Here is a 26,985-nt window from a genome sequence, read left to right as displayed (position 1 = left end):
CACATCAAGCGGCCTTGGCGCGCGGAACCCGAGCGCGCTTGGGTTTTTCCCCCACGGCGCCCTCCACGCTCGCCTGCGCCTGCGCCACCAGATGGATAAGGCAGGACACCAACGTGCTCTGGAAATCATCAAGTGACTCGCCCGATGCGCCCGCGATGGCGTTGCCGTCCTGCATGGCCAGGGTGAAGGAGCTGAGTTTCTTCGGCAGGCCCGGCAGGGACTTGAGCAGCGGCGGCGGGAGGATGCTGCGCCACCAGGTGGAGAGCTCTTCGCGCTGGGTTTCGCGAATGTTCAGGAACTGCGCGCGCGCAGTCTGCTCAGGGACGGATTTTTCGACGCTGAGAATCACGCCGAGCCGCCAGAAATCCGCCGCGAAATATTTGGGCGTGGTGGCGCTGCCGAAGATGCGGGTGACATGCTGCTCGAAGCTCTCACCCGCCATCGGCTTGTTGCGCTCGACAGTCTCGTGGTGCCAGCGCGAGAAGCTGTCCTCGATCATCGCATTGAGCAGCAGGTCCTTGCTCTCGAAGTGCCAGTAGACGCTGCCGATGGGCAGGCCCGACATGCTCGCCACCTTCGCCATCGTCATGCCGCTGTAACCATTGATGGAAATGACGTTGAAGGACGTCTCCAGAATGCGTGAACGCACGGCGGCACTCGACTTGTGCTCGCCATGCTTGCGGGTTCGACTGTTTTCGCTGGTGACCATTGGATTGATTTCTTATGCGGCTTGTGTCGCGGGGTCGGCGGTTAGGTATTCTGCCGCCAACCCCGCGTGCCTCCACAGGCCCTCTGTTTTGGAGAAACAGTGATGGTACCCAATGTTGTGAATCACAGGCCCATCGGGTCGATTTCAGATCGCCATTGCCGCTTGCAACGCGGACACATCCGCCTCGGCTTCGAGGCTCTGGATGCGCTGCAGAATGCCCTGTGCCTGAGCCCGTTTCATGCCGGCGGCGTCGGTGCATTCGAACAGCTTCTTCTGGAACTCTGCGGCCGTCATCGGGTTCTTGGGGTCCCCCTTGGCGAACTCGACCTGCTTGGTAAAGGTCTTGCCGCCCCCCGTCTCGATCTCCACGCGCGCGAAACCGGGACCACCATCCGGGCGCACCAGCGTCTTGTCCTCCACCGTGAAGGTGCGCGCCGTCAGCGCCTTGAGATCCGCGCGCTGCAGCGCTTCGAGTGTGAAATGGCGCAGACCGACCTCGCGGTCCTGAATTGCGGCGGCCACCATCCAGGGATTGCTGAACTGCGCCTCGACAATCGTTTTGGGGTTGCGCTTCTTCTCGATGGGCGCGCCGAGCAACATGATCTCCGCCGGTGGGCTGTAGACCGTGACCTTGGCGATCTGATCCGGGCGGAGGTTGTTTACCGTTACCAGCGCCAGCGTGCCGTCGATGGCGACATGGCCGCCACGGCACGACGGATAGGGTTTGGGTGCAATGTCCGGTCCGGCAAAGCTGGTGCCCAGCCCGCCCAGCAAGGCGTCCTTCGAATACTTGCCGCCGTGGTACTGTTTGAACAAGCCCTTGAGGCCTTCGAGCACATGGTCGGAGCCGAACACGCCATGCTTGGCCAAGCGCGCCGACATCATCCCGCCATAAGCCGCAAAGCCCGCACCGAGGCGCTTGGCGAGCGTGCCGTCGACGCTGGCCTGCGCGTTGCCCGACATCTGGTGATACGCCAACCCCACGGCCGCGACCACCTGCTCACGCGAGAGCTTCATGAGACGTCCGGCCACCATCGTCGCTGACAGGAAACCGTACATCGGCGTGGGGTCCCAACCGACGACGAAGGGCGACACGCCCGGCGAGCCCGCACGGGAGAGGCGGCAGGCGATGTCGGTGCCAACGGCGACCGCCGCGATCAGCTCTTTGCCGCTCACGCCCTTCACCCAGTCGGCCGTGGCCAGCGCGGTCGGGATGGTCACGCAGGACGCGTGCATCAGCGAGGGCTCGAAGGTGTCGTCGAACTCCAGCGCTGCGGCCATGGACGCATTCAGACGCGCTGCGCTCTCCGCTGGTACGCGCACAGGGGTGCCGAGCACCAGGCTCTCGCCCTTGCCGCTGGTTTCGCGCGTCCAATCATAAAGCTGGCGAATGCCATCCGCATGCAGGGCGGGAAGCGCCACTGCCACCGTGTCCAGAATCTGGAACTTGGTCGCCTCGATCACCTTGGCGGGCAGCGATTCATAGGGCGTGGCAAGGCAGTAATCCACCAGCGCATAGATCGCGTCGGGAAGTGCGCGGGATGGCGTCGCAGAGGTTGCGGCCTTTTCGTCCGACAGGGCCCACACCGAGCCGGTCGTGCCACCAGCCGCGAACAGGGCTGCGATGTGAGCAAAGCTTCTTCGATTCAAATTCATGTTGTGACTCCTTTGTTTTTGGTTTTCAAGCCTACGCGGCTGTTGGATCCATAAGGCGCGCAGAAGAACCCATTCTGTCCATGAACATGGCGATCAGCGCCAGCACGAGCGCGACCACCGGCGGACCCCAGTCGTAGATGCGCAGCGGACGGCTTCCCATGGTGGTCGAAAAGCCGATGACGACCACGGTCCAGACCACGGCCACTCCAACAAGAAGGGCGATGTCTCTGGAGCGCACGGCGTACGCGGAGTTCCTCGCGACGACGGGCGCTGCGGTGGCGGCAGGCGGCTGTGCCTGCCATGGAAACCCGGGCTTGGCCCGCAGCTGAAAGAGACCAGCGAAGTTCTTGCCATACGCCAGGATCAGCAGACCGCAGAGCAGCAGCTCCTGCGTGCCGGTGAACAGCTGGCGCGGATGCGGTGACACGAACAGGTTCAGATAGATGATCTGGAACGCAATCCCCGCCATGAAGGCGAGCGCCACCGGCACGAGGATATTGAACAGCAGCATCGAGCCCAGCACGATCTCGAGGTATTTGACCAGCGGATAGAAGCCGACCTCATGCATCTCGCGCATGTAGGGGCCCACGGCTCCTGCCTTGCTGAAATCGGGAACGACGCCGAACACCGCGAAATTGATGCCCGACTTGAGAAAGTGAATCGCGTAGTAGTACCGCAGCCAGAGGATGAGATATTTCCACGGCCCTTGCTCGGCTTTGATCATCTTGTCTCCTTGATTTTGGATTCAATGGTGCGCCACGAGGGCCGCCCGGTCAGTCCCGATTGCGATCACGGTAGAGGTAGAAAATCAGGCCCACCCAAGACGCGATGAAAGCGATGATGTCGTAGTTGCGGATCGGTCGGTAGGTCGTATAGAACAGGCCCGTCGAGCCGATGAAGGCGGCAGCCGTCAGCACGAGGCAGACAATGACGGCGATCCATTTATTCTTGTTCATAAGGTCAGCTCCAAACAAAAGAGGGTTCAAGTGCGATGCGCGCGTCAATCTATGATTCGACGGCCGATGTCCTGCTTGTAGGCCTTCGCTCCGTCCCAGAGCCACAGCGGCTCGAGCTTGGGTTTGACGGCCGCTACGATCCAGCCGCTGTAGGCCAGCAACAGAATGCCGTTGAGGAACAGCTCCTGCGGGCCGGTGAAGTACTGGCGCGGCATGGCGGGCGATGCCACGATGAAGGTGTTGAGCCAGAAGATGTTGACCGTGGCCGGGAACTCCAGAATCAGGCCGAGCAGGGGCATGCGGTTGAAGAAAATCATCGCGCCGGTGACGATCTCCAAATACTTGATCATCTGGTAGAGATAGATGTTGGCGTTGGCCTGCACCCATTCACCACCGATGCCCGGAATATCGGGCACGTAACCCGTTGCTGCGTAACGCAGGCCGGAAAACAGCAGGTGAGCGCCGAAGTAGCAGCGGATCCAGTGAATGATGTAGTACCAAGGGGAGCGGGAAGCCATGGCATTTGTCCTTGTCGTTGGAATGAGAGGGTGGGCAGAAAGTGTCCCGGAAGACACGCACGCTTTTGGCGAAACGTGCTTTCCGCAAAGACATCAGAAGCGCGATGTGATGCCGACGATGATGCCGTTCACTGCATTGCCTGCATTGGGGATCGGACTCTGGAACACCGGCCAACGGGAGTTGCTGTCCTGGGTGAGGCGGGTCACGGCAGCCATTAACATGACCGAGCGACTGAGATCGTAGGTATAGGCCACGCCGTAGCTGGTGGCGTCGCTGTCCTGCGTGCCGCTGGAATACTTTCCAAGCGTCATGCGCACATTGCCGCGCTCGGACACGGGAATCACGGCACCTACCAACTTCACCGATTCGGAGTTGCCGTTCAGCACCCCACCGCCGCTGCCCACCGATGGATCGGCCGCATCGCGATGGATATAGGTGAAGTACGGCTGGATCGGGCCGGATTTGTAGCTTGCACCCAGCGCGTATTCGGTGCTCGACTTGGTGGACCGCACGCTGGCCGTGCCGGGCGTACTGGACGCCTTCACGAGCAACGCGCCGAGGGTCAGCGGGCCGGTCTCGTAATCAACCGACGCTTCAAACAGCTTGGGCTGGGTGGCCGAGCCTTCGTTGAGGCTGTAGGACAGCTTGGCCTGCGCACCGCTCCAGCGTGGCGAAATGTAGGCCAGCGTGTTTTCGGTGCGTTGTGTCGGGTTGATGAGGAAGCCCGTCGACACGCCTTTGCCCGATGCGCTACCCGGTGCTGCGGAGCCGAGCGTAGTCAGGACGCCCCATGCGTCCATCGCGGGCAAAAGCATCGGGTCGAACTTCGGAAAGAAGTTGTAGGTGGGGCCTTCCTGTCGGCCCGCACGGATCGCACCCCAGCTCGCGCCTTGCAGCTCCACGTAGGCCTGACGGCTCCAGAAGCGGTTGGGCGAGCCGTTGGTCGAGCTCGAGGTGCCAGTGTCCATGTTGACGCCAGCCTCCAGACGGGCGGAGGCCTTCAGACCCCCACCCAGGTCTTCGCTGGACAAGAACCCGAGGCGGGAACCCGCACCACCCGCATGCATGGCGGTCTTGGATTGATCCGACGTGCGGTAGTGCGCGATGGCCAGATCCGCCGTGCCGTAGATGCGCACGGTGCTGCTCGGTATAGCGCTGGGTCCCGCGCCCTGCGTCTGTGCCTGCGCCATCGAAATGGCTCCCAAGGCGGTCATGCCGATGATCAGCTTTGTCTTCATGTTGTCTCCTGGTTTTATCTGAATGGCTGTCGCCATTTTTCTTTCTGCGTCGGGCGCAGGAACTCCCCCTGACCGGTCTTCGCCGGTCATGGAAAATGCATGGAAAGGAAGCGCGCGTTTCGCGCCGACCCATCTCCGGGTCGGCTAGATCCGCCGACTCGATTGCACGGATGTCAGGCCATCTGCTTGCGGCTCTCTTGATGGCCGGATGGCACAGCCGCGGGTGCGTCGTCCTCCACGGTGTGCGTGGCAAGCTCCTTGTCAAAGCGCTCGTTGCCCAGCCAGTAGGCAATCGCACTCACCACGCAGATGCCGCCGAAATAGATCGCCACCCACTCAGGATGCTTGCCACCGGATGCGGCCAGCAGCGCGGCCGCTATCAGCGGCGAAAGACCCGCGCCTAGCGTGGAGGCGATCTGGAAGGTCAGCGCAATGCCGCTGTAGCGCACATCGGCCGCGAACTTCTCGCTGATCCAGGTGTTGAACACACCACCCATCAGCGCCTGGATCACCGGCATCGCCAGCACCATGGCCAGCAACAGAGCGCCGAAGCTCGGCTGCTGCACCAGCAGGAAGATCGGCCAGATCAGAACGATGCCAGCGATCGCGCCGGTCAGCATCAGCGGCCTGCGGCCCACCCGGTCGGAGAGCGCACCGAACATGGGCAGTGTGAAGATGTTGAAGAAGTTCGCCACCGTCATCGCCAACAGCGCGCTGGTGCGCGTGTGTCCGGATTCCACCGCGTAATTCAGCAGAAAGGCTGCAGCGAACGTGGAGAACGACAGCGGCGCGAGACCGCCGAGCACGCCGGACAGAATCTGGCCCTTGTTGTAGCGCAGCACAGTGACCAGCGGAATCGCCTTGGGACCACCCTTGGCGGCCTGCGCCTTGCGGGCGGCTTCGTATTCAGGCGTCTCGGTAACGCGCACGCGGATCAGCAGACCAACCACCATCAACAACGCGCTGATGAGGAACGGCACGCGCCAGCCCCAGCTCAGGAACTGCTCGCTGGGCAGCAGCGAAAACGGTGTCATCACCAGCGTGCCAAGCACCGCGCCCGTGGGGCCACCGGCGCTCACCAGACTCACAGCCAAGCCGCGCCCCTTGGGCTTGGCGTGCTCCATGGACATCAGCGTGGCACCGCCCCACTCGCCGCCCATCGCGATGCCCTGCATCAGGCGCAGCAGCACCAGCAGCACGGGCGCCAGCACGCCGACCTGAGCGTAGGTGGGCAGCAGGCCGATCAAGGTGCTCGCCACCCCCATCATGACGAGCGTGACCACCAGAACATTCTTGCGTCCGATGCGATCACCGTAGTGACCGAAGACGATAGCACCCAGCGGACGGGCAAAGTAGCCCACCGCGAAGGTCGCGAACGAAGAAAGCGTCGCGGCGAACGGATCCAGCGTCACGAAGAAGATCTTCGGGAACACCAGCGCCGCGGCGATGCCGTACAGCAGGAAGTCGTAGTACTCCAGCGTGGTGCCCAGATAGCTGGCCAGAATGGCACGCCGCTTTTGCTTTTCACGCTCTTGCGCATCGATGGATTGGGTCATGAAAATCTACTGTCTCGTGGGTTATGCAAATGGGGAAAACGGATGCACGCAATGCCTGCGGACCTCATGGATTCAAACGGGTGGCGATCAGTGACGATGTCAGGTCGGGCGGAATGCGATGCACCTGCATGCCCGCGTGCTCAACCGCCTTCAGGGCCTGCGCGTCTTCCTCGCGGGCTCGCATGCGCTGAACACGCGCAGCTTTCTCTGCGGCTTCTTTGAGCCATGACCGCTGCGCTGCACCAAGCGATTGCCATGTGGATTGCTGCACGACGAGCACCTGCGCGCCGTAGGAATGCCCGGTCAGCCAAAGATGCTTCTGCACCTCGAACAATTGGGTCTGCAGCAGCTGCGAGACAAAGCCTTCCTGCGCCTCGACCTGCCCGCCCTCGATGGCACCACGCACGGCAGATGCCGGAATGGCAACCGGCACGGCACCCCAGGCGGTGAAGGTGTCCGTGGAGGTTTTGGTCGGGAGCGTGCGAACGGTCATGCCACGCAAATCGCTGGCGTCGCGAAGAATGGCCTTGGTGGTGGACAACTGCCGGAAGCCGTTTTCCATGAATGCAAGACCCACCAGGCCGTGCTCGGAAAGACTGTCCAGCAAGGCACGTCCTTGCGCACCTTCGACAATCGCCTCCACCTGGCTGACATCACGCACGGCATAGGGCTGATCGAACAGCTCGAAATTCCTTTGGAGGTCGGCCAGCCCCGTCGCAGCCACCAGCATGATCTGAGGCGCGTCGGCCTTGCCAAGGCGCAGTGCAGCGATCTGCTGCGCCGGGCTCCCCGGGACGGTGCCGGGCAGCACATCCACCTGCAGTTTCCCGCCGCTTGTGCTTGCCACATGGGCGGCGAACTGGTGCAGCGCCTTGCGAACGGAATGGCTTTCCGGGAGATATGCGCGATAGTCCGAAACGCTCAAATGCTGAACGTTCGCCGTGGTCTGAGCATGAGCGGCCGACGCCAACGCCATGCCGAACAGTGAGCAGGCAGTTGCTGTGCGCATGCAATCAGCCGCGCGCGTCGGCGTCGGGCGGGTCACTGCCGCAGCGAGTCGTTCCGCCAAGCCTCGAAGAGGTGCCAAGCGCATGGTTTGTCTCCAGTTTTACGAATTTCCAGTTTTAGGTTCTGGAATATATTTTCTAGAATTTTGAGGCCTGTATTAAACTAGATCAATACAAGCAAACCCATCTCAGCTATGTAAAGATCGCATAGGAATACTTGGTTCGCGAGTGCATGCCCTGCCAGACGGGCTTTGAAATGAAAAATTCCGGTGTTTGCACATTGCAAACACCGGAATTCATCGCCGACGGCGAAGGCTGACGCCTCCAAAAAATCAGCCTGCCGCGAAACGCGCTCTCACCGTTCCGACCTTACCGATATGGGCTTCAAAACTGTCTCCGGCCTCGACACCCACCATCGGTCCGAGCGCACCCGTGAGCACCAGATCCCCCGCCCGCAGCGGGTGCCCCAGCGTCGCTAGCTTTCTCACCAACCACAGCGCGGCATTGAGCGGATGCCCCAGGCAAGCGCTGCCCACACCTTGGGATGCGAGCTCGCCGTTGCGGGTCATGCGCATCTCGACCAGCTTGAGGTCCAGGTTGTCGAGCGGCACCTTCATCCCGCCCAACACCACGAGGCCGCTGGACGCGTTGTCCGCCACCGTATCGGCAAAATGGATGTTCCAGTTGGCGATGCGGCTGCCGACGATTTCGATGGCGGGCAGCACATAGGCGGTCGCATTGATCAGCTCCACCAGCGTGGTGTCGGCGTGCGGCAGGTCGGCGCCGAGCACCAGCGCGACCTCGGCCTCCACCTTGGGCTGCAGCGTGCGCTGCATCGGAATGGGTTCGTCATCGCCGTAGAGCATGTCGGCAAACAGCGTGCCGAAATCCGGTTGGTCGACGCCGAGCTGCTTTTGCACCGCGAGTGAGGTCAGGCCGATCTTGCGGCCGACGATGCGGCGGCCCTGAGACACGGCGTGCTCCACATTGGCCTGCTGTACCGCGTAGGCCAGCGATTCGGTATCTTCCGTCATCTGCTCGCGCAGCGGCTCGATCGGTGTGCGCGTAGCTTCTGCCGTGCGCAGACGCGACGCGAGGTCCTGGATCAGTGATTCGTTGCTCATTTTCTGGTCTCATTTCAGTCGTTCTTGGCCTGCTCATCGGAGCCGAAAATGTTCTTGATCTGGCGGAGATCTTCGATCTTCCCGACCGGTGCCTTGAACTGCAGCATCGGGATGTAGTACTTGATGTAGGCCAGCAGCAGAACGATGTTCATGTACGTGCACCACACGGCCATGAAGAAGCTGAAGATCCGCTCAAAGCGCAGATTCAGCACGATGGAGTTGTAGAACACCACCAGCCCCAGCGGCAGCGCGATCACCAGCGCCAACGGCACAAAGCGGTTGAACACGAGGCACAGGCCCACCAGCAGTTCGGCAACCTTCACATAGTCGAACAAACCGGTCTCGATCATGGTAACCAGCATGACGTTGGAGAGATGCAGCGTGCCCAGCGGCTGCGGATAGATATTGGGCAGGCCCCACATCGGCAGCAGATGGTTGAGGCCGTTGACGATCATCCAGGCGCCGAGCATGAGGCGGAAGAAGGTGATGATCAGGGTGCCGGTGAACCATCCGTTGATCTGGATGGTGTCCTGGCTTGGGTTGTCGGTGGCGTTTTTGTTCATGGTGCGGTCACTTCATGTCTGGTGGGGCGATGCGATGCGATGCGATGTGAGGTACGGTTCATTTGCTGGGCTTGGGCCACGACACCTGATCACAAGTCTTGCCTGCAGGCAGGGCCTGACTCGAAGGTCGCGCCCGGTCCACGATGCGGCCGTCGCGGGTACGGAAGAAGTCCACCGTCTCCATGCTCTGGCCGGTGCTGCCGTCGATGCAATGCCAGACGACGACGTTGAGGCCCTCGGCGACCACGCGGCGGACGCTGTGCTTGATGGGCGCGCCATCTTTGCGGTCGGCCGCGTCGGGCGCGAGATCGATGGTCTTGGACGTCGTGTAGAGTGCCAGCGCCTGCGCGCCCTTGCCCTCTTCGTAGGCCATCTTCATGAAGCCGGCGACGACCTCGCGCGGCATCTTGCCGACGCCCGGGCCGTTGTCTCCCGCCCAGCGTGGATTGGTGGCCATGTTGTGCGCGACGGCGGCGGTCAGCGCAATGCCGACGATGGCCGATAGAGCGTTGAAGGTTCGGGTCTTGATCTGCATGAGTCTCTGTTTCTCGATTGTTATAGGGTGTCTGTTGCCGCGTCACCAACGCATCGGCCACTGCGGCGCGTTCATTCTCGAATCCGTGATCCGGCCCATCAAGACCGGCATCTGCATCTCAGCTATGCGCGATCACCATAGCTCCTTGAGCGTTTCCTTGACCACCATGGCGGCGGCATCCGCCAGCTTGCTGCGCGGCTGCTTGGTTGAAGTGATCAAGCTGATCGTGGCTTCGAGCGGCGGATTGACGATCTTCTGCCACGACAGTTGCGGCAGCGAACGCAGCGACTGCAGGCTGCCCGGCATGATGGAATAGCCGCCGCCACTGGCGACGATTTCGGTGGTGGATGCCGTCGAATCGATCTCCAACTCGATGCGCAGACGCATGCCGAGCTTGGCGGCAGCCGTTTCCACGGCGGGCCTTGTCCACTGGTTGCTGTGCGGAAGAATCAGCGGCAGATCGGCCAGCTCCTGCAGTCCGATTTCGGCGCTGCCCGCGCCTGCCGGTTCCGGCCCGATCAGATACAGTTGCTCGGTGGCCAGCGGCTCGATGGTGAGGTGGGGCGAGCTCGCAGGACTCAGAACCAAGGCAAAGTCCACCTGCCCGAGCAGCACCTTTTCATAGAGCGCGCCCGACAATCCCTCCGTCAGCCGAACCGAGGCCAGCGGGAAGTTCTTCTTCAACAATGGCGCGAGCGTGGGGATCAGAATGCGGCCGATGCTGGGCGTGAGGCCGATGACCAGTTGCCCGGTGTAGACCGAGTCGTTGTCACGCACCGACACCAGCGCCGCATCCATCGTGTGAATCACCGAGCGCGCGTATTCGACGAACTTGGCACCCTTTTCGGTAAGGCGAACGCCCCGGCCATGGCGATGAAACAGGCTGGCCCGCAGCTCCAGCTCGAGCGTGCGCACCTGCCTGCTCAGCGTGGGCTGAGGGATGTTCAGCAGATCGGCTGCCTTGATATAGCTGCCCGCTTCTGCCACAGCCACGAAACTACGCAATTGACAAATATCCATGGCGATTCAGTGCTCCGTTGAAAGGCTGCGGAAAAATCGCAGGCAAGCCATACTCATTCGGAAATGCAGGCGATCAGACGCTCGACGCGTTCGGCCGCGTCCTGCAGTCGCCCAAGCAGCGCCTTGACCTGTTCGCCAGGCAGCTCCACCGGGAACTCGCTCAGGCGCAGCGCCAGCACGGTCTCGCCACGCTTGTTCTGCACCGGAACAGTCAGATGCAGCAGTTGGTAGGTCTGCGCTTCTTCGATCTGCATCGGCTCGTGCATGTCGAACATGGCGGAGACGGTCGAGAGAAAACGCCGCTCCTGCTCTGGCGTGCGATGTGGGCATGAATACAGCTCGAGCGCGGCGTCCAGCGCTTCGGAACTCTGCTCGCCAAGCAGCGACATGGACCAGCGCCGCTCACGCACGCGCTGGAGCTGGTCTCTGGCACGCGCCAGCGTCTCTGCGCTGCACTTGCCAAGGCGCGCCAGCCAGGCATCTTCGGCAATGGCATTGACGCCGTCGACGAACAGCGCGCCCAACGGCGGCGTCAGCGGTGCGCGCGCACCGAGGCGGTTCTTGCCGCGCTGCGCAGTCGAATGATCGGCCACGGCGACGTAGACGGAATCGGTACCGGCCGGTGCCACCACGCTGCAGCCCACGCCCAATTCCTTGGCCACGGCCTCGATCTCGTCGCGCGCCACCTCGGCCAGACGCACCGACTGGAACACATCGCGGTCGTTGACCAGCACCAGCGGCCCCGTGGAAAAGCGGCCGTAGCCGCGCTGGAAAAACAGCAGCGGCAGGGCATCGCGCTCCAGCCCCATCGTCTTGACGGCACCAAGCACGATGAAGTGATCACCGCCATCGACGACGTTCGCGTATTCGCAGTCGATCCACGCCACCACGCCGTCGATGATGGGGTTGCCCGCCGGGCTGGGGTGCCACTTCACCGCATCGAACTTGCGCTCTCCGGGTGCCGCCAGCGTGCGGCAAATGCCTTCCTGATCGGCGGCCAGCATGTTGATGCAGAAGCGCTCAGAGGCTTCGCGCAGCACGTTGAACGAGCGCGAAGTCTTCATCGGCAGAAACGCGACCAGCGGCGGGTGGAGGGACACCGAGGTGAACGTACCCACCACCATGCCCATCGGCTCGCCCGACGCATCAAGGCCGGTGACGACGGCCACGCCGGTCGGATAGTTGCCTAGCACTGCGCGAAACTGGTCGCTGTCGATTGGGGTTTGAACGTTTTGCATTGCTGACTCCTACAGACGTGCCGCAACCAGCATCAGATGATCACGCCGGCCGGCTTGGGAATGCCATACAGCGAGCCCGCGAATGCGGCGTACACCGGGTCTTCCACATTGCAGGCATGGCCCATGGCCACCGAGAGATCACGGAACTGGCGTTGGATGGGGTTGGACAAGCGGTTCGCATTGCCACCTGCACTCTTGAACACCTCGGCTGCGGCTGCAGCTGCGCGGTGCACGGAGCGCACCTGATGTACACGTGCACGTGCCTGCACGGCATCCGTCACGCGTTCGCCGCGCTTGGCCACTTCATAGGCATCGGTGATATCGGTGAGCAGTTGCAGCTTGGCCGCATCCAGATCGGCAATGGCCGCGCCAAGCGCAGACATGTGGTACGGGTTCTGCGTCGCCTTCACACCCATGCGCGAGACACGTTCACGCGAGTAGTCGGAGAAGTGACGCACCACGCCGTCTGCGATACCAATCGATGCCGCCGCAATCGCGCCGGGGAACAGCAGATCGAACGGCACCTGGTACAGCGCCTTGCCCGGCTGGAACTTGCTCGCGTATTCGCGGGAGTTGAGCTTGCCGACTTCCAGCGTGTGGTAATCCGGAACAAAGGCGTCCTTGACCACCACGTCCTTGCTGCCGGTGCCGCACAGGCCCATCACTTGCCAGGAATCCTGGAGGATGTCGTAGTCCTTGCGCGGCAGGACGAAGTGGAAGGGTTCGACGAATTCGTTTTCGGGGCCGCCCTGCTTTTCAGCCTTGCCACCCAGCACCACCCACTTGCAGTGATCGGTGCCCGAAGAAAACGGCCATTGACCATTCAGGATGAACCCACCATCCACACGCTTGGCGCGGCCGATGAAGGCGTAGGGTGAAGCGATCCAGGTGTCCTTGTCCTCGCCCCACACTTCTTGCTGCAGCTTGGGATCGGTCTGTGCGAATTCGAATGGGTGAACACCCACCACGCCGCCCACCCAGCCTACGGATGGAGCGCGCGCTGCCAACTCCAGCAGCACTTGATAGAACTCGCGGGGATGGGCCTCGTCGCCGCCAAATTCCTTGGGCTGCAACATGCGCACCACGCCCGCATCGCGCAGCAGGCGGGCCGCTTCATCAGTGATGTAGCCGCGCTTTTCGCCAGCGTCGACTTCGTTCGCAACGGCGTCTGCCAGCTTGGGCAGATTTTCGATGACGGGGTTCATTTTCAATATCCTCTTGAGATGTGGTTTCTGTCCAGTGGCGCACGTGTGAGTGCACGCTCAACCGGCGGCTGCAGGAGCTTCGATCTCCAGAAACGGAGACAGCTCTTTGTGCTGATGTTTGTGTCCCCAGGTGCTGGTGCGGTCGTAGTAACGCGGCTCCCAGTGCTCATCCACTTCAAGGCCACCCCACCCGTACTCGACCCGGAATGACGATGGCGATTGCAGATAGAACGAGGTCATCTGATCATTGGTGTGGCAGCCCAGCGTGCGCGTGACAGGCACGCCGCGCTCTTCGCACAGATCGAGGCCGCGGCCCACATCTTCGAGCGAATTCACTTCCACCATCAGGTGCAGGAACGCCGCGCGGTTGTTGGGTGAGCGAGCAATCGCCAGCGAATGGTGACGGCCGTTGACGTGATAGAAGTGCGCAAAAATCGGTCCATCCGCCACCGTGTCGGACAACTGGAAGCCCAGCACATCGCGGTAGAAGCGGTCGCCCTCGGCGAGATCCGGCACTGCCAACACCACATGTCCCAAGCCCTGGTCACCTGTGCGGAAACCGCTCATCGCACGACCCGGGCGGAACATGTTGCGAGGACGTATCTGCCCCCAGGCCAGTTCGTGCCGCAGCCCCGCAGGGTCCACAAACCAGTAGTAGCCCAGCACCATGCGCGTGGCAGCCTCCTGCGCGGTTGCGCGCTGCACGTTCACGCCAAAGGCCTTCAGTCGCTCCAGAATCGGAGCAATGCCCGCTTCGCCCATGGTGGCCCAGCCGATGTAGGCGACGCCGTGCTTGTCGCCCGGGTGAATCGCCATGCGATAGGCCATCTCGTCAAAGCGAAGGCGCACCGCTCCATCTGCCTCTTGCGCCACCAGTTCACAACCCAGAACCTCGGGACCGAAAGTCTCCCACTCCTTGAAAGCGGGTGAATTCACGCCGAAATAGGCGAGCGAAGTGATCATGCTGTCTCCTTGTTGTGCGGATCGGTCAGTGCCGTGAACGATCACTCGCCCTTGATGAAGGAAGCCACGTTGCGGTTGAACTCCGCCGTGTGCTCCAACTGCACCCAGTGACCGCAGCGGGTGACCAGCAGCAGACGCGCATCAGGAATCTGGCGCACCAGATGCAGACCCGAAGTGAACGGCACCGTGCGGTCATCACGACCGTGAATCAGTAGCGTGGGAGCCTTGATCTCGGCCAGACGCGCCTGATCGATGCGCACCATGGGCTTGCCGTGGCCGCTCTTCCAGCCTTCGATATGGTCAGGACGCGACATCAGGATGTCCACGCGCTCCTGCACGAACTCGTCGGTCACGTGACGTGTGTCGAACGCCATTGCTGCGATGAACTTGCGCATCGAAACCGGGCCGGGTTCGAAGTAAGCACCTTCCAGCGCCTTCACGCCCTCGCTCAGACCCGTCGCATCGAAGATGCTCGGCACACCGGCCGAAGAGCCGAGCGTGATGAGATGGCTCACCAGATCCGGACGCTCGTATGCGAGGCGAATGCACGACGAGCCCCCCATGGAGTTGCCCACGATCGCCACCTTGCCCAGGCCCAATGCCTCGATGAACTCGGCGAGCGCGCCGCTGTTGTCGCGCTGGTCATACTGGACCGACTGCGACTTGCCCCAGCCCGGCAGGTCCACCGCGAACACGCGAAAGCGCTCGGCCAGGTAAGGAATGTTCGGATGGAAGTTGCTCCAGCCCGAAGCACCGGGGCCACCGCCATGCACGAGCACCAAAGGCTGTCCGCTGCCGGCTTCGTTGTAGTGGATCTCCCAACTCTTGGTCTTGATGCGTTTGCTGGTGTTTTGTTCAGTCAGTGTGGCCATGTGCTTCTCTCAGCGTGATGTGCGCCTCGGTCTATAGAAGGCGCGGTGGGGCATGTATTCGTGCCGGCGAGGTGTCTCTTGATGCATGCAACTTGCGCCACATCAACTCATCGGTTGAGCGATAGTACTAGAATTATTATTCTAGAATTAATAATCGCTTACCCTAATACATTGGCACTTGGAGTTCGGTTATTCGCGTGACGACATTGCATCGCCGAAGCCTGCGGACGCGCTTGGGGCGTCATGGCAGATTCGAGGGCGGAGAGGGAACTTTCCCCAACCCCGGCTATCATTACCCTCATGCGCCGCATTTTCTCCACGGTTCTCGTTCTCATGCTGGTCCTTCGGGGTCTGCTGGGCGATGCCATGGCCATGGGGGTCATGCCGGTGGCAATGCACCATCAGGCTGAGACCGTGTCCTCAGCACATGAGGACGAGCATGCCCATCTGCATGGCATTGCGGCCGTGCAGCACCACGACATAGCGATGGCCGCAGCATCGACTGCGGTTTCGTCTGCTGCGGATCATTGCGTGGACGATTCGCGCATGCAGAGTTGCGGCACGAGCAAGCACACCGGGGCTTCGTGCTCGGCCTGCGACATCTGCAATTCCTCGCTGCATGCGACGGCAGAACTGGTGCTTTCGACCGGAGAGGCACCGCAATCCCTGCAGATCGAACGCGCCACGCGCTTTGTGAGCGCGCAGCCTGCACAGGTGGCAAAACCACCCATCTTCTGAGCTTTCATACCCGAAGTGCGTCCGCCGCTTGCCCTCCAAGGCAACCTGTGGTCGACCCTCAATGTTTGATCAAGCCTTCAGGAGACTTCCATGCGCCCTGCGCATTCCTGCATTCATCTGGCGTTGATGCTGTCAACGACGGTCGCGATGACCTTCGCGCCGGCCGCATCCGCCCAAAACAACCATCTTTCTTCCGACGTGCTGAACACGCAAGCACCCACGCTGCCGCTAACCCACCAGCCACTGCAACCCAGCGGTGACCTCGGTCGCCAGCCGGGCAACTGGAGTGCGGCCAACCAGACCGTCGCCGAGTTTCCGAATGGACACGCGGACGTTCTGCAATGGGAGGCGCAGCAGCAGCAACCTGCGACAAAACCCGCGCAGAAGCCGATTCCGATGACGATGCCCATGCATCAGCAACACCATCAGCACGGAGGCAAGCCATGAATATGCGACGTCTTTCCGTTCTGGCTGCCGCACTGGTGCTCGCGGGCTGTGCGAGCGTGTCGCCCGATGGGCTGCGCGGCGATGTGCAGGAGCAGACGCAGAGCCGCCTGCCCAAAGATGCGCAGTTGCCTTCGGCCAACAGCAATGCCGAGGCTGATGAACAAAAGCGCATTGGTGAATGGTTGCAGAAGCCGGTCGATCAGGACACGGCTGTGCGCATCGCGCTTCTGAACAATCCCGATCTGCAGGTGCAGCTCGCAAGCCTGGCGGTCGAGGATGCAGAGCGCGCTCAGGCGCTGACGCTGTTCAATCCGACGCTCACGCTGGGCCGTTTCACCAACGCGCATGAAATCGAGTTCGAGCGCGAGCTGGCGTTCGGCCTGGTCAACATCATCACCCTGCCCTGGCGTTCGCGCTGGCTCGGTTGGCAGATGGAGCGCTCCACCCTGCAGGCATCGCAGAACGTGCTGACGCTGGCGGCCGACACGCGCCGTGCCTGGCTGCGCGCGGTGGCGGCAGAGCAGGCGCTGATCGCCAACGAGAAGATGAATGATGCGGCCCAGCTCGGAGCCGAACTGGCACGTCGCATGGCCGCAGTCGGCAACTTCAACCGGCTGCAGCAGGCGCGCGAGTTGTCGATTGCGCAGGAGTCTGCGGCGCAACTGGCGCGGGCGCGGTTGAACGCCACGTTGGAGCGCGAACAGCTTGCTCGGCTGATGGGCCTGTGGGGCACGCAGACGGCGTTCGAACTGCCCAAACAATTGCCCGCGATTCCCAAGAGTGCCAGCGAATTGCGCGCAGGTGATGATGCGGAAGCCACGGCGCTGCGCGAGCGGCTCGATCTGCGCGCGCTGCGTCGCGATCTCGACGTGACAGCGGATCGCGGCGGCTGGTCAAGAGTCGGCGCGGTGTTTGGTGACATTGGCGTGACCTACTCCAACAACCGTGCGAAGGACCGCGAGAGCGGCCACGTCGAAAAGACGCGCGGCTGGGAGCTTGAGCTGCCACTGCCGATCTTCGATTGGGGTGGCTCGGCCTCCGCGCGCACCCGTGCCGAGGTGCAGCGCAGCGCCGCACAACTGCAATCCGCAGCGCTGCGTGCGCGCAGCGAAGCGCGCACCAACTGGTCGCGCTACCGCACAGCGTGGGATCTTGCACATCAACAACAGGCCGAGGTGCTGCCGCTCGCCAAGCAGGTGCAGGACGAGACCATGCTGCGCTACAACGGCATGTTCGACAGCGTCTGGCAACTGCTCGCGCAGGCCCGCACCACGACGCAGGTGGTGGTCAACGCCACCAACGCGCAGCGCGACTTCTGGATTGCAGAGACTGATCTGCAACTGGCGCTGACCGGCACCTCGCCGGGCGGCATCGCGCCCTTCGCAGCAACCACATCCAACAGCAACAACAACGAAAGCGGAGGCCACTGACATGCAACGCCGCAGTTTCTTTGCAGGCGCAGCCACCGCAGTGGCCGCCGCATCCGTCAGCCGCGTGGCCCTGGCCGCGCTGCCCGAACCCGCCAGCCAATCGTCGGCCGAGACCGCCGCACCGCTGGTGCCACCCAACGGCAGGCCGTATCGCCCCGTGGTCACGCTCAACGGCTGGACCACGCCGTGGCGCATGAACCATGGCGTGAAAGAGTTTCACCTCGTGGCCGAACCCGTGGTGCGCGAAGTCGCGCCCGGTTTCTCGGTCAACATGTGGGGCTACAACGGCCAGAGCCCCGGCCCGACCATCGAGGTGGTCGAGGGCGACCGGGTGCGCATCTTCGTGACCAACCGCCTGCCCGAGCACACCACCATCCACTGGCACGGCCAGCGCCTGCCCAACGGCATGGACGGCGTGGGCGGGCTCACCCAGCCGCACATTGCGCCGGGCAAGACCTTCGTCTACGACTTCGTCGCACGCCGACCCGGCACCTTCATGTACCACCCGCATGCCGACGAGATGACGCAGATGGCGATGGGCATGATGGGCCTGTGGATCACGCATCCAAAGGCCGCTCATCCGCTGATCGCCAATGTGGATCGCGATTACGCCTTTCTGCTGTCGGCCTACGACGTGGAGCCCGGCGCGATGACGCCGCGCGTCAACGAGATGACGGACTTCAACATCTGGACCTTCAACAGCCGCGTGTTCCCCGCCATCAGCCCGCTGGTAGCCAAACAGGGCGACCGCGTGCGCATGCGCGTGGGCAATCTCACGATGACCAATCATCCGATCCACATCCACGGCCATGAATTCGAGGTCACCGGCACCGACGGCGGCCCCGTGCCCAAAACCGCGCGCTGGCCCGAGGTGACCACCGATGTGGCCGTGGGCCAGATGCGGCAGATGGAGTTCATCGCCGACGAACTCGGCGACTGGGCAATGCACTGCCACAAGAGCCACCACACCATGGGCGCGATGGGGCACGACGTGCCGACCATGATCGGCGTGGACCATCGCGGGCTGGTCTCGAAGATCCAGAAGATCGTGCCCGACTACATGGTGATGGGCGAGCGCGGCATGGGCGACATGGGTGCTATGGAAATGCCCCTGCCCGACAACACCTTCCCGATGATGACCGGCACCGGCCCATTCGGCCCGCTGGAAATGGGCGGCATGTTCACCACGCTCAAGGTGCGCGCGCAGCTTGGCGCGAGCGACTACCGCGATCCGGGCTGGTTCAAGCACCCGCAGGGCACGGTCGCGCAGGAATGGACGGGTGCGCCGCCCGACTCCACCGCCCCGCGCCAGACCGCGCCCGGCACCGCGCCACGCGCGCCGTCCGTGCGCAAGCCGGGTACCGATGGCGGCCACGGATCGCATCATTGAACCAAGGAGTGCACACCATGAATCGAATCTCGTTTTTCACGGCTGCAGCGCTCCTCGCGCTGTCTTCAGCGGCGTTCTCGCACGGTAATGAAAGCCATGCCGCGAACGCGCCCACCGCAAAGGAACAGAAGGACTGGGGCATCGCCGGAGACGCCGACAAGGCCCAGCGCACCATCACCCTGCGCATGACCGACGACATGCGCTTCACTCCCGACCACTTCAGCGTGAAGCGCGGCGAGACCGTGCGCCTGCGCGTGGAGAACAAGGGCGTCGTCATGCATGAGGTGGTGCTCGGCACCAAGCAGTCGCTCCAGGAGCATGCAGATCTGATGCTGAAGTTCCCCGAGATGGAGCACGCCGAGCCCTACATGGCCCACGTCGCACCGGCCAAGCGCGAAGACCTCGTCTGGCAGTTCAACCGGGCGGGAAGTTTCGATTTTGCCTGCCTCATCGCAGGACATTTTCAGGCGGGCATGCGCGGCACTTTCACGGTGACTCAATGATGCCGGAACGCATTCAACGCAACCAGCTAGACGCTTCGAGGAACCAAACCATGTCGAGCAAAAAATCCCTCCTCCCACGCCGCCAACTCATGGTCGGCATCGCCGCCAGCATCGCGCTGACTGCGATTCCCGCTCTGACCAGCACGCCCGCAAAAATAGCAGTCGAAGTCTGGAAAGACCCAAACTGCGGCTGCTGCGGCGACTGGATCAAGCACATGGAAGACAACGGCTTTGCCGTCACCGCGCACGACAGCGGCAACACGGCAATGCGAGCCAAGCTCGGCCTGCCCGCGCGGCTCGGCTCGTGCCACACGGCGCTCGTTGGAAGCTATCTGCTCGAAGGCCATGTGCCCGCGTCCGACGTGCACAAATTGCTCAAGCAAAAGCCCAAGGCGCTCGGCCTCACCGTGCCCGGCATGCCCGTGGGCAGCCCCGGCATGGACGGCCCTGACTACGGCGGCCGCAAGGACCCGTACGAGGTGCTGCTCGTCACCCGCAATCTCATGAACAGCGACGTCTCTACCAGCGTGTTCACGAGCTACCGCTGATCGCTTTTCACTAATCCATTTTTTGAAGACCACACAACAAGGAAACGGCCCAAGGCCACGAACAGCATGAAGCAAAACACCCAACGCTCCACCGCCACCACAACGATTGCCGCGCTCCTGCTCGGTGCGTTGTCCGCCTTCAACGCGCAAGCGCAGGAGCCCGCCAAGATGGACCACGCGGGCCACGACATGAGCCATGCATCCGAACCCGCTGCTGCCCCATCGGCAGACAGCACACAGGTGATGACCGACGGCGAGGTGCTGCGCGTCAACCTCGCCGCAGGCAAGGTCAGCATCCGCCACGCGGCCATCGCCAACCTGAACATGCCCGCGATGAGCATGGTGTTCGCGCTCAAGAACCCGGCCGAGCTCACCAAGCTCAAGGAAGGCGACAAGGTGCGCTTTCATGTCGAGCGCGAAACCGGTGCGCTGCTGATCACGCAGATCGAGGTCGTGGCGCAGTAGCCTACTTTGCGCTGCACGCGGGTGCATACTCGCTATTCATGAGCGACTCACCATCACGCAATGGCAATGGCAATGGCACCCGCGCTGCCCGACTCGCACTGCAGTCCTTGCAGCGCCTGCATGTCGGGCCCGTTGATCTCGCCATCGATGCGAGCGAATGTATCTCCATCACGGCCCCGTCTGGCGCGGGCAAGAGCGTGTTGCTGCGCGTCATTGCAGACCTCGATCCGCATGAGGGCGAAGCGTTTCTGGATGGCGTGGCCTGCTCGTCGATGAGCGCGCCCGTGTGGCGCAAACAGGTGACCTATGTGCCTGCGGAGTCCGGCTGGTGGGATGAATACGTCGCCCCGCACTTTGCCAAGGATTTCGACTTTGCTCTATGGTGCCCCAAGGTGGCGCTGAACCCGGATGCACGCCACTGGCAGGTCGCGCGCCTGTCCACCGGCGAGCGGCAACGGCTTGCATTGCTGCGTGCGATACGCCCGGACTGCAAGGTGCTGCTGCTCGACGAGCCCACTTCGGGGCTGGACCCCGAGGCCATCACGCTCGTCGAATCCCTGCTCCAATCACTGCTGCGCGAGCGCGGTCTTTCCATCGTGCTGGTCACCCATTCGGCCGAGCAGGCAGCACGCATGGCGGCTCGCCAGTTCACCCTCAAGAATGGGCGTCTCGAACGCTGCGACAAGGGGAATGAATGAACACTACCGCCGCCGATGTGAGCTACTGGAGCCTCGCGCTCGCCGCCACGCTGCTGCTGGCGAATGCCGGGTTGTCGCTGGCCTTGAATTTAGGTCTTGCCCGGTCACTGGTGGTCGGAGCGCTGCGCGCGCTGATTCAGCTCTCGCTGGTCGGCGTGATCCTCAAGACGGTGTTTTCACTGCACTCGCCCTGGCTGGTCATGGCCGTCGTGCTGTTCATGCTGGCATCGGCCAGTCACGAAATCCTTGCGCGCCAAAAGCACAAGCTCACCGGCTGGTGGAGTCTGGGCATCGGCTCTGCCGCCAGCACGCTCGCACTGGTGATCACGGGCATGCTGGCCATCGCGGTGCTGCATCCGCACCCGTGGTGGTCACCGGCGGTGGCTATTCCGATGATCGGCATCGTGCTGGGTGCCGTGCTCAACGGCGTGGCGATCACGCTCGACGCGCTGACAACGGGCGTCACCCGCCAGCGCGCGGCCATCGAGGCGCAGCTCGCCCTCGGTGCCACCCGCCATCAGGCGCTGGGCGAACTGCAGCGCTCGGCCCTGCGCACCGGCACCATTCCCACGATCAACCAGATGACGGCCGCTGGCATCATTACCCTGCCCGGCATGATGACCGGCCAGATTCTCGCGGGCATGGCGCCGTTCGAGGCGGCCAAGTACCAGATCCTGGTGCTCTTTCTGCTCGCGGGCGCAGGCACACTGGGCGCGATTCTGGTGAGCTACTGGGTAATCCACCGAGTGACCGATGCGCGCGATCGCCTGCGGCTGGACCGGATTGCACCCGAGCCTGAGCGCAGGAGTTGATGCACGCGCACGCGCACTCGTCATCGTCGAGCACCATGGCCCCTGTCACGCCTCAGGTGAATCACAGCAATTGCCACGATGCACCATGCCGCATCAGTAACGCTGACTCTGACAGGGACGGCACAGGCTGAGCCACGGGCACGCCGGACATGTTCCATGTGACCGAAGCGTCCTCTCCTGAGGATTCCAGGCTGGCGTTGCCCGCGAGATCGGTGGCCGCGCCCGCCGGAATGTTCACCGTCACCGTCCCGCTCGAGATCATGCCCAAGACCTCTACATCGGCCGTCGTGAAACCGCTGACCGGCTCGCTGAAATTAGCTGTGAAGCAAATCGGCGATGCGCTCATCGGGTCCACCAGCCCCATGGACTGATCGATGGAAATCGAAGGCGATGTCTCGTCCAGCAATCGATCCACCCAATCAATTCCAATGGATTCACAAGATCAGCCAACTACAGTGGTGAACAGAAAATCAAAAGTACGGATTCAATAGCCCGATTTCGCGCCATCCCTGCGCTTGGAAAATAGTCCCGCTCCACGACTGCCCTGACTGGCAAATCGCTCCCGTCGAGCCACCTTGGGATCCACCTTGAGCGCGCGGCACCACTCCACGCGATCCTGATCGTGCAGGCGGCGTTGCACCGCTGCCGATTTGCCCCAGATGCTGGCCGCGTAAACAGCATCGGCAGCGTTCAGACCGCAGGCCTTGAGTGCGTCTTGCACGGTCGCGCCCGGTGCCAACTGCAGCGCCCATTCCTGCGTCTGCCCAGCCTTGGCCGAAGTGACGACGGTGATCTGCAGCTCAGCCATAGACCTTCTCGGCGCGCGCGATGAAGGCGTCCACCATGGAGCCCGCAATCTTGTCAAACACCGGGCCGACGATGGCGGCCAGCGCCATGCTGTCGAAGCCGTAAGTCAACTTCAGCTCCACCTTGCAGGCACGCTGCGAGCCGTCACCCACGGAATGGAAAACCCAGTCTCCCTCGAGCTTGGAGAACGGGCCCTTCACAAGGCGCATGCCGACGCGGCGGTTGAGCTCATGCGTATTGCGGGTGATGAAGGACTTGTGGAATCCGCCCAGCGACATGCCGACCTCGGCGGTCATGCCCTGATCATCGACCTCCAGCACCTTGGCGGAGTCGCACCACGGCAGGAACTCCGGGTACTTGGCCACATCGGTGACCAGATTGAACATTTCCTCTGGGCTGTACCAGATCAGAACGGATTTGCTGACTGTTTTCATGAAAATTGCACGGGCCTGCTGGCTCATGGGCTGGCAGGAAATCGGTTCATCGCACCGGATGCCGGGGGCTTTCGGCGCAACGAACTAAAATCGAAGGATTGCGAGACGACAACCCGTTATTGTAGAGAGAGCTTATTCCCTCAGGGTGATAGCCGGAAGGGACTTTAAAACCTCCCGGGTGCGCCGCATCTATTGAACATGGCAACCAAAAAACCAGAAACATCGTCACGCATTGCCGACAACAAGAAGGCGAGCTTCAATTATTTCTTCGAGGAACGCTACGAGGCGGGCATGGTCCTGCACGGCTGGGAGGTGAAAGCGCTGCGCGAAGGCAAGGCCCAACTGACCGACGGCTACGTAGTCATCAAGGAAGGCGAGCTCTACCTGATCGGCTGTCAGATCAACCCGCTTCGCACCGCATCCACCCACGTGAGCCCCGATGCGGCGCGCATCAAGAAGTTGCTTCTGCACAAGGAAGAGATCAAACGCCTGATCGGCAAGGTCGAGCAAAAAGGCTACACGCTCGTACCCATTAACCTGCACTGGAAGAATGGCATCGCCAAGTGCGACATCGCGCTCGCCAAGGGCAAGGCCGAACATGACAAGCGCGACGTGATCAAGGACCGCGAAGGCAAGCGCGAAGTCGAGCGCGCAATGAAAGGCCGCCATCGCTAGGAGCGGCCTGCTGCGCGATTCAACTCCATGAATGCGTGCACGCAATCGGGCGGACCTGCCCTGTTGGTCATCGTCGTCTTGGCTGAGGCCATCACCACGATTTCCATCTTGCAGTTCCGCCCGTACCCCACAACCGTCCTGTAGATCGGTTCACGCAGGCCGCATTGGGTTGTCCCGCTCCATCACATCAGCTCCGCTTTGGAGCTTTTTTTTCGCCCGCGCGAAGCTCTTCTGATCCTATACGCAATGCACATGCGTCTGCATCAACCATTCGATGTGCATCAAGTCCTATCTATTATTTTTAATGATAATCATTCTTTTTTTTATTCATAAAGAACGTTCGCCAAATGCCACCCCATCCGGCTTGCACACTCGAAATCCAACATCACCCCCTGCCCGGTTCGGAATATCCCCTATGGACATCGTCATCCGTTTTTGCGAGATGTACCGGGATCATTGTTGCGCTGGGAATGGGCGGGCTAGGCACTCTGGCGTCGGCGCAGGACGTCACTGATCTCGCCGGCAAGCCAGCCGCCGATCCCCTTCAGTCCCACAATGAACTCCCCACCGTGCAGGTTCAAGGCACACGCCCTGACACCCGTACATATGACCGCGCCGAAATTGACGCCACACCCGAAAGCAACCGGGACCTGACTTCGCTGATTTCCAGCCACCCCGCATTGCGCCTGAATCCATCGACAAGCGACAACGGCAACCACGGCTCGCTGGCACCCGAATCGTTTTCGATATACGGCGAGAGCCCCTACCAAAATCAGTTCCTGATCGACGGCATCAGCAGTACCAATGCCATCAACCCACAGGTCTCGGCCACTGGCTTACAGGCTGGACGCGTTCCCGGATACTCTCAGACCTACAACATCGACACGGACATGCTCGAGCGGGTCGAGGTCCATGACAGCCGCGTGCCCGTGGAGTTTGGGCACTTTCAAGGCGGCGTGGTGGATGCGCGCATCAAAACACCAACGGGCAGCAACCGATTTTCGATCAAGCAGCGTTTCAACAGTTCCAACCTCACCCAGCAGAAGATGCCCGAAGGAGCGTTGGACGACTGGAACAATGGTCAACCGGGATACTCGTCCAACTGGAAAAAGCATTTCACATCATTCGATGGCGATCTCCGTGTGACGGAGGACACCAGCGCCTTGATCTCGATGTCTCGCCGCGACTCAGCCATACAACGCCAGACCCGGGTGTTGGACACCAGCGTACCCATCCCCAATGGCAACGCATCGACGCTTCAGATGCGCGACGAAAGCGACACAGTCGACAACCTGTTCGCCAAGTTCCACACACGTTGGAGTGGCGACACGAAATCCAGCATCACATTCAAATATGCTGACCGCCAGGAAGATCTGGCGTCGAGCGATTTTGCGAACACAAGCTGGAGCAATCGCCAGACCGCTTACGGTGTCGCACTGGATCTTGAACAGTTGCTTGAGAGCGGTAAGTTGACTGCCAAAATTGGATTCGATCAGATGGATGCCTTGAGAGATTCGAGCTCCAATGAATTCACAACTCAGCAATTTGCAGACAAGAGTCTTGCTCAGTATGTCAGTGGAGGCTTTGGCACCGAATCGCTCAACCAGCGCCAAACTACCGCAAAAATGCGAATGGACTGGAACGCATTCGGTACAGGATCCATCCGCCACAAGGTCTATGCAGGGCTGGATGTGCAGAGTACCAAAGCAAGTTTCGAACGCGATGAAGATGCGTTCGCTACTTTGCAAAGCCTGCAGACCAACGGCACGCAGAAGATCACCACACGCACGCAATACCTGGCGGGCACGGCCGGTGTGGGCTACGACACCATGGGGCTGTACTTGTCGGACAGCATGCAATGGGGGAATCTCGGCTGGACGATGAGTGCCCGTGCGGATCATGACAACCTGTTCAACAACACGAATGTCGCTCCGCGCACGCGGTTGGATTGGGACGCATTTGGTGATGGTCGCACTCAACTGGGCCTGGGCTGGGCCCGTTACTATGGTCTGGACATGCTGGGCTTGGCGCTGCAGCAGGAAAAGAGCAAGCTGATTCGCTACCTCGTCCAAAGGGGCGTGGCAGTCGACAAGCCCGCGGGTGAAATCTACAGTTATGCAGGACTGCAGACACCGCACTCTGATGAATGGGCGCTCACATTCACTCAACAAATCTCTCCCTTTCTCGAAGGAGGCCTGTCGCTGGTGCGTCGCAACAGCATGGATGGCGTGACGCAGGATGGCAATGCGACGGATGGCTACTTCTATACCAACGATGCCAATGCCAAAACCAAGTCTGCCGCGATCAGCCTGCGCACATTGAAACCATGGAAGGCTGCGGCAGGCGAATGGAACAGCCGTATCGATTTCAGTTGGCAGAAAACCCGTCGCAACCATGACAGCACGTTGGGCTGGGAGGGCTCCGGTCTTGCGCCAGACGATATCGTCGAAGTCGACGGAGTACAGACGCAGCGCAGGAACAAACCCAGCGCCGAATTCAATCAGCCATATCGCTTGAGCGTGGGAATGACCGGCAAATGGCATCAAGCCGGCATCGCCTGGAGCAATCGCTTCAACTGGAACAGCAGTAAAACCGGCGTTGCCTATCTTGGTACCACCAAGGGTGTCGAACGCTACGGCACTGTGAAACTCGCGTCGTATTGGACATGGGACACGAGCCTGACCTATCAGCCATCCGGCATCAAGGGCTTGACCCTGAGTCTCGATGTACTGAATGCGCTCAATGTCATCAGACCAATTGCCATCGCCAATCCGATCCTGGCCAACAACATACGTTATCAGACCGGCCGCGAGATTTGGTTGAGTGCCGGCTACGCCTTCTGATCTGCAACCCGAAACTTTGACACATTCTTCCCCA

General features: G+C 61.7%; 30 protein-coding genes. 11 read left to right on the top strand and 19 right to left on the bottom strand.

Features of this window, described 5'->3' with window-relative positions; genetic code table 11:
• Window positions 1–4: 4 nt before the first annotated feature.
• The 16 genes from G7047_RS06745 to G7047_RS06670 all read right to left on the bottom strand — a co-directional run bounded on the left by G7047_RS06745 (window position 5) and on the right by G7047_RS06670 (window position 15,161).
• Entirely contained in the window at window positions 5–709 is a 705-nt protein-coding gene (locus G7047_RS06745) for a TetR/AcrR family transcriptional regulator (protein ID WP_166302536.1), read from the bottom strand.
• A 144-nt stretch (window positions 710–853) separates the two neighbouring features.
• A complete protein-coding gene (locus G7047_RS06740) occupies window positions 854–2,365 on the bottom strand; it encodes an MmgE/PrpD family protein (RefSeq protein ID WP_166302531.1) in 1,512 nt (503 codons plus the stop codon).
• Window positions 2,366–2,396: 31 nt separating this feature from the next.
• Window positions 2,397–3,089, bottom strand: coding sequence for a hypothetical protein (locus tag G7047_RS31470; protein ID WP_371813856.1), 693 nt, complete (start codon window positions 3,087–3,089; stop codon window positions 2,397–2,399).
• A gap of 49 nt (window positions 3,090–3,138) precedes the next feature.
• Entirely contained in the window at window positions 3,139–3,321 is a 183-nt protein-coding gene (locus G7047_RS06730; RefSeq protein ID WP_166302528.1) for a hypothetical protein, read from the bottom strand.
• 44 nt (window positions 3,322–3,365) lie between these two features.
• On the bottom strand, window positions 3,366–3,839 hold the full coding sequence (locus G7047_RS06725; RefSeq protein ID WP_166302524.1) for a hypothetical protein: 474 nt from the start codon (window positions 3,837–3,839) through the stop codon (window positions 3,366–3,368).
• Between the two features lie 93 nt (window positions 3,840–3,932).
• Window positions 3,933–5,078, bottom strand: a complete 1,146-nt coding sequence (locus G7047_RS06720; protein ID WP_166302519.1) for a porin — start codon at window positions 5,076–5,078, stop codon at window positions 3,933–3,935.
• A 173-nt stretch (window positions 5,079–5,251) separates the two neighbouring features.
• Complete coding sequence (locus tag G7047_RS06715; RefSeq protein ID WP_166302515.1) at window positions 5,252–6,634, bottom strand: MFS transporter; 1,383 nt, start codon at window positions 6,632–6,634, stop codon at window positions 5,252–5,254.
• Between the two features lie 64 nt (window positions 6,635–6,698).
• Window positions 6,699–7,727 (bottom strand): TRAP transporter substrate-binding protein DctP, encoded by a 1,029-nt coding sequence (dctP, locus tag G7047_RS06710; protein ID WP_166302512.1) that lies wholly within the window; start codon window positions 7,725–7,727, stop codon window positions 6,699–6,701.
• A 246-nt stretch (window positions 7,728–7,973) separates the two neighbouring features.
• A complete protein-coding gene (gene mhpD, locus G7047_RS06705; RefSeq protein WP_166302509.1) occupies window positions 7,974–8,765 on the bottom strand; it encodes a 2-keto-4-pentenoate hydratase in 792 nt (263 codons plus the stop codon).
• Between the two features lie 14 nt (window positions 8,766–8,779).
• Window positions 8,780–9,328, bottom strand: coding sequence for a DoxX family protein (locus G7047_RS06700; RefSeq protein WP_240939391.1), 549 nt, complete (start codon window positions 9,326–9,328; stop codon window positions 8,780–8,782).
• Between the two features lie 58 nt (window positions 9,329–9,386).
• The gene (locus tag G7047_RS06695; RefSeq protein WP_166302505.1) at window positions 9,387–9,863 is read right to left on the bottom strand and encodes a hypothetical protein; all 477 of its coding nucleotides are present in this window, start codon (window positions 9,861–9,863) and stop codon (window positions 9,387–9,389) included.
• Window positions 9,864–9,995: 132 nt separating this feature from the next.
• A complete protein-coding gene (locus G7047_RS06690) occupies window positions 9,996–10,883 on the bottom strand; it encodes a LysR family transcriptional regulator (protein WP_166302502.1) in 888 nt (295 codons plus the stop codon).
• A gap of 53 nt (window positions 10,884–10,936) precedes the next feature.
• The gene (locus tag G7047_RS06685; protein WP_166302499.1) at window positions 10,937–12,121 is read right to left on the bottom strand and encodes a flavin reductase; all 1,185 of its coding nucleotides are present in this window, start codon (window positions 12,119–12,121) and stop codon (window positions 10,937–10,939) included.
• A 32-nt stretch (window positions 12,122–12,153) separates the two neighbouring features.
• On the bottom strand, window positions 12,154–13,326 hold the full coding sequence (locus G7047_RS06680) for a hydroxylase (RefSeq protein WP_166302496.1): 1,173 nt from the start codon (window positions 13,324–13,326) through the stop codon (window positions 12,154–12,156).
• A gap of 57 nt (window positions 13,327–13,383) precedes the next feature.
• Window positions 13,384–14,289, bottom strand: a complete 906-nt coding sequence (locus tag G7047_RS06675) for a VOC family protein (RefSeq protein ID WP_166302492.1) — start codon at window positions 14,287–14,289, stop codon at window positions 13,384–13,386.
• A 41-nt stretch (window positions 14,290–14,330) separates the two neighbouring features.
• Window positions 14,331–15,161 carry an alpha/beta fold hydrolase gene (locus G7047_RS06670; protein WP_166302488.1) on the bottom strand — a complete coding sequence of 277 codons (831 nt, stop codon included), beginning with the start codon at window positions 15,159–15,161 and terminating at the stop codon, window positions 14,331–14,333.
• 300 nt (window positions 15,162–15,461) lie between these two features.
• On the opposite strand from G7047_RS06670, the gene G7047_RS06665 reads away from it, so the two are divergent.
• From G7047_RS06665 to fetB, 9 genes are all read left to right on the top strand, one after another.
• A complete protein-coding gene (locus tag G7047_RS06665; protein WP_166302483.1) occupies window positions 15,462–15,899 on the top strand; it encodes a hypothetical protein in 438 nt (145 codons plus the stop codon).
• A gap of 90 nt (window positions 15,900–15,989) precedes the next feature.
• Window positions 15,990–16,346 carry a hypothetical protein gene (locus G7047_RS06660; protein ID WP_166302479.1) on the top strand — a complete coding sequence of 119 codons (357 nt, stop codon included), beginning with the start codon at window positions 15,990–15,992 and terminating at the stop codon, window positions 16,344–16,346.
• 2 nt (window positions 16,347–16,348) lie between these two features.
• Window positions 16,349–17,776 (top strand): TolC family protein, encoded by a 1,428-nt coding sequence (locus tag G7047_RS06655; protein ID WP_166311921.1) that lies wholly within the window; start codon window positions 16,349–16,351, stop codon window positions 17,774–17,776.
• A 1-nt stretch (window position 17,777) separates the two neighbouring features.
• A complete protein-coding gene (locus tag G7047_RS06650) occupies window positions 17,778–19,166 on the top strand; it encodes a multicopper oxidase family protein (protein ID WP_166302474.1) in 1,389 nt (462 codons plus the stop codon).
• A 17-nt stretch (window positions 19,167–19,183) separates the two neighbouring features.
• Window positions 19,184–19,669 carry a plastocyanin/azurin family copper-binding protein gene (locus G7047_RS06645; RefSeq protein ID WP_166302469.1) on the top strand — a complete coding sequence of 162 codons (486 nt, stop codon included), beginning with the start codon at window positions 19,184–19,186 and terminating at the stop codon, window positions 19,667–19,669.
• 89 nt (window positions 19,670–19,758) lie between these two features.
• Window positions 19,759–20,217: a DUF411 domain-containing protein gene (locus G7047_RS06640; protein ID WP_205904831.1), complete on the top strand. Its 459-nt coding sequence runs from the start codon at window positions 19,759–19,761 to the stop codon at window positions 20,215–20,217.
• A gap of 66 nt (window positions 20,218–20,283) precedes the next feature.
• Window positions 20,284–20,682, top strand: coding sequence for a copper-binding protein (locus G7047_RS06635; RefSeq protein WP_166302463.1), 399 nt, complete (start codon window positions 20,284–20,286; stop codon window positions 20,680–20,682).
• 38 nt (window positions 20,683–20,720) lie between these two features.
• Window positions 20,721–21,380: an ATP-binding cassette domain-containing protein gene (locus tag G7047_RS06630; protein ID WP_166302460.1), complete on the top strand. Its 660-nt coding sequence runs from the start codon at window positions 20,721–20,723 to the stop codon at window positions 21,378–21,380.
• Window positions 21,377–22,192: an iron export ABC transporter permease subunit FetB gene (fetB, locus tag G7047_RS06625; protein WP_166302456.1), complete on the top strand. Its 816-nt coding sequence runs from the start codon at window positions 21,377–21,379 to the stop codon at window positions 22,190–22,192. Before G7047_RS06630 ends, fetB begins: the two co-directional genes overlap by 4 nt.
• Window positions 22,193–22,253: 61 nt before the next feature.
• Here fetB and G7047_RS06620 read toward each other — a convergent pair whose 3' ends face one another.
• From G7047_RS06620 to G7047_RS06610, 3 genes are all read right to left on the bottom strand, one after another.
• Window positions 22,254–22,607 (bottom strand): hypothetical protein, encoded by a 354-nt coding sequence (locus tag G7047_RS06620; protein WP_166302451.1) that lies wholly within the window; start codon window positions 22,605–22,607, stop codon window positions 22,254–22,256.
• Window positions 22,608–22,676: 69 nt separating this feature from the next.
• On the bottom strand, window positions 22,677–23,000 hold the full coding sequence (locus G7047_RS06615; RefSeq protein ID WP_166302447.1) for an RnfH family protein: 324 nt from the start codon (window positions 22,998–23,000) through the stop codon (window positions 22,677–22,679).
• Complete coding sequence (locus G7047_RS06610; protein ID WP_166302444.1) at window positions 22,993–23,433, bottom strand: type II toxin-antitoxin system RatA family toxin; 441 nt, start codon at window positions 23,431–23,433, stop codon at window positions 22,993–22,995. Before G7047_RS06610 ends, G7047_RS06615 begins: the two co-directional genes overlap by 8 nt.
• A 198-nt stretch (window positions 23,434–23,631) precedes the next feature.
• Between G7047_RS06610 and smpB the strand changes: the two genes are divergently transcribed.
• Both smpB and G7047_RS06600 read left to right on the top strand, forming a co-directional pair.
• A complete protein-coding gene (gene smpB, locus G7047_RS06605) occupies window positions 23,632–24,108 on the top strand; it encodes an SsrA-binding protein SmpB (protein WP_166302440.1) in 477 nt (158 codons plus the stop codon).
• A gap of 347 nt (window positions 24,109–24,455) precedes the next feature.
• Window positions 24,456–26,951 (top strand): TonB-dependent receptor, encoded by a 2,496-nt coding sequence (locus tag G7047_RS06600; RefSeq protein ID WP_166302436.1) that lies wholly within the window; start codon window positions 24,456–24,458, stop codon window positions 26,949–26,951.
• The last annotated feature ends 34 nt before the right edge of the window (window positions 26,952–26,985 follow it).

Origin of the sequence: Diaphorobacter sp. HDW4A (assembly GCF_011305995.1) — a bacterium.
Classification (GTDB): Bacteria; Pseudomonadota; Gammaproteobacteria; order Burkholderiales; family Burkholderiaceae_C; genus Diaphorobacter_A.
The sequence above is the reverse complement of the archived record's forward strand: the minus strand, read 5'-3'. Positions and strand labels throughout refer to the sequence as shown.

Bases quoted from the DNA above. Each gene is read 5' to 3' on its own strand.
- G7047_RS06745 (WP_166302536.1), bottom strand. From the start codon at position 709: ATGGTCACCAGCGAAAACAGTCGAACCCGCAAGCATGGCGAGCACAAG.
- G7047_RS06740 (WP_166302531.1), bottom strand. From the start codon at position 2,365: ATGAATTTGAATCGAAGAAGCTTTGCTCACATCGCAGCCCTGTTCGCG.
- G7047_RS31470 (WP_371813856.1), bottom strand. From the start codon at position 3,089: ATGATCAAAGCCGAGCAAGGGCCGTGGAAATATCTCATCCTCTGGCTG.
- G7047_RS06730 (WP_166302528.1), bottom strand. From the start codon at position 3,321: ATGAACAAGAATAAATGGATCGCCGTCATTGTCTGCCTCGTGCTGACG.
- G7047_RS06725 (WP_166302524.1), bottom strand. From the start codon at position 3,839: ATGGCTTCCCGCTCCCCTTGGTACTACATCATTCACTGGATCCGCTGC.
- G7047_RS06720 (WP_166302519.1), bottom strand. From the start codon at position 5,078: ATGAAGACAAAGCTGATCATCGGCATGACCGCCTTGGGAGCCATTTCG.
- G7047_RS06715 (WP_166302515.1), bottom strand. From the start codon at position 6,634: ATGACCCAATCCATCGATGCGCAAGAGCGTGAAAAGCAAAAGCGGCGT.
- dctP (WP_166302512.1), bottom strand. From the start codon at position 7,727: ATGCGCTTGGCACCTCTTCGAGGCTTGGCGGAACGACTCGCTGCGGCA.
- mhpD (WP_166302509.1), bottom strand. From the start codon at position 8,765: ATGAGCAACGAATCACTGATCCAGGACCTCGCGTCGCGTCTGCGCACG.
- G7047_RS06700 (WP_240939391.1), bottom strand. From the start codon at position 9,328: ATGAACAAAAACGCCACCGACAACCCAAGCCAGGACACCATCCAGATC.
- G7047_RS06695 (WP_166302505.1), bottom strand. From the start codon at position 9,863: ATGCAGATCAAGACCCGAACCTTCAACGCTCTATCGGCCATCGTCGGC.
- G7047_RS06690 (WP_166302502.1), bottom strand. From the start codon at position 10,883: ATGGATATTTGTCAATTGCGTAGTTTCGTGGCTGTGGCAGAAGCGGGC.
- G7047_RS06685 (WP_166302499.1), bottom strand. From the start codon at position 12,121: ATGCAAAACGTTCAAACCCCAATCGACAGCGACCAGTTTCGCGCAGTG.
- G7047_RS06680 (WP_166302496.1), bottom strand. From the start codon at position 13,326: ATGAACCCCGTCATCGAAAATCTGCCCAAGCTGGCAGACGCCGTTGCG.
- G7047_RS06675 (WP_166302492.1), bottom strand. From the start codon at position 14,289: ATGATCACTTCGCTCGCCTATTTCGGCGTGAATTCACCCGCTTTCAAG.
- G7047_RS06670 (WP_166302488.1), bottom strand. From the start codon at position 15,161: ATGGCCACACTGACTGAACAAAACACCAGCAAACGCATCAAGACCAAG.
- G7047_RS06665 (WP_166302483.1), top strand. From the start codon at position 15,462: ATGCGCCGCATTTTCTCCACGGTTCTCGTTCTCATGCTGGTCCTTCGG.
- G7047_RS06660 (WP_166302479.1), top strand. From the start codon at position 15,990: ATGCGCCCTGCGCATTCCTGCATTCATCTGGCGTTGATGCTGTCAACG.
- G7047_RS06655 (WP_166311921.1), top strand. From the start codon at position 16,349: ATGCGACGTCTTTCCGTTCTGGCTGCCGCACTGGTGCTCGCGGGCTGT.
- G7047_RS06650 (WP_166302474.1), top strand. From the start codon at position 17,778: ATGCAACGCCGCAGTTTCTTTGCAGGCGCAGCCACCGCAGTGGCCGCC.
- G7047_RS06645 (WP_166302469.1), top strand. From the start codon at position 19,184: ATGAATCGAATCTCGTTTTTCACGGCTGCAGCGCTCCTCGCGCTGTCT.
- G7047_RS06640 (WP_205904831.1), top strand. From the start codon at position 19,759: ATGGTCGGCATCGCCGCCAGCATCGCGCTGACTGCGATTCCCGCTCTG.
- G7047_RS06635 (WP_166302463.1), top strand. From the start codon at position 20,284: ATGAAGCAAAACACCCAACGCTCCACCGCCACCACAACGATTGCCGCG.
- G7047_RS06630 (WP_166302460.1), top strand. From the start codon at position 20,721: ATGAGCGACTCACCATCACGCAATGGCAATGGCAATGGCACCCGCGCT.
- fetB (WP_166302456.1), top strand. From the start codon at position 21,377: ATGAACACTACCGCCGCCGATGTGAGCTACTGGAGCCTCGCGCTCGCC.
- G7047_RS06615 (WP_166302447.1), bottom strand. From the start codon at position 23,000: ATGGCTGAGCTGCAGATCACCGTCGTCACTTCGGCCAAGGCTGGGCAG.
- G7047_RS06610 (WP_166302444.1), bottom strand. From the start codon at position 23,433: ATGAAAACAGTCAGCAAATCCGTTCTGATCTGGTACAGCCCAGAGGAA.
- smpB (WP_166302440.1), top strand. From the start codon at position 23,632: ATGGCAACCAAAAAACCAGAAACATCGTCACGCATTGCCGACAACAAG.
- G7047_RS06600 (WP_166302436.1), top strand. From the start codon at position 24,456: ATGCCACCCCATCCGGCTTGCACACTCGAAATCCAACATCACCCCCTG.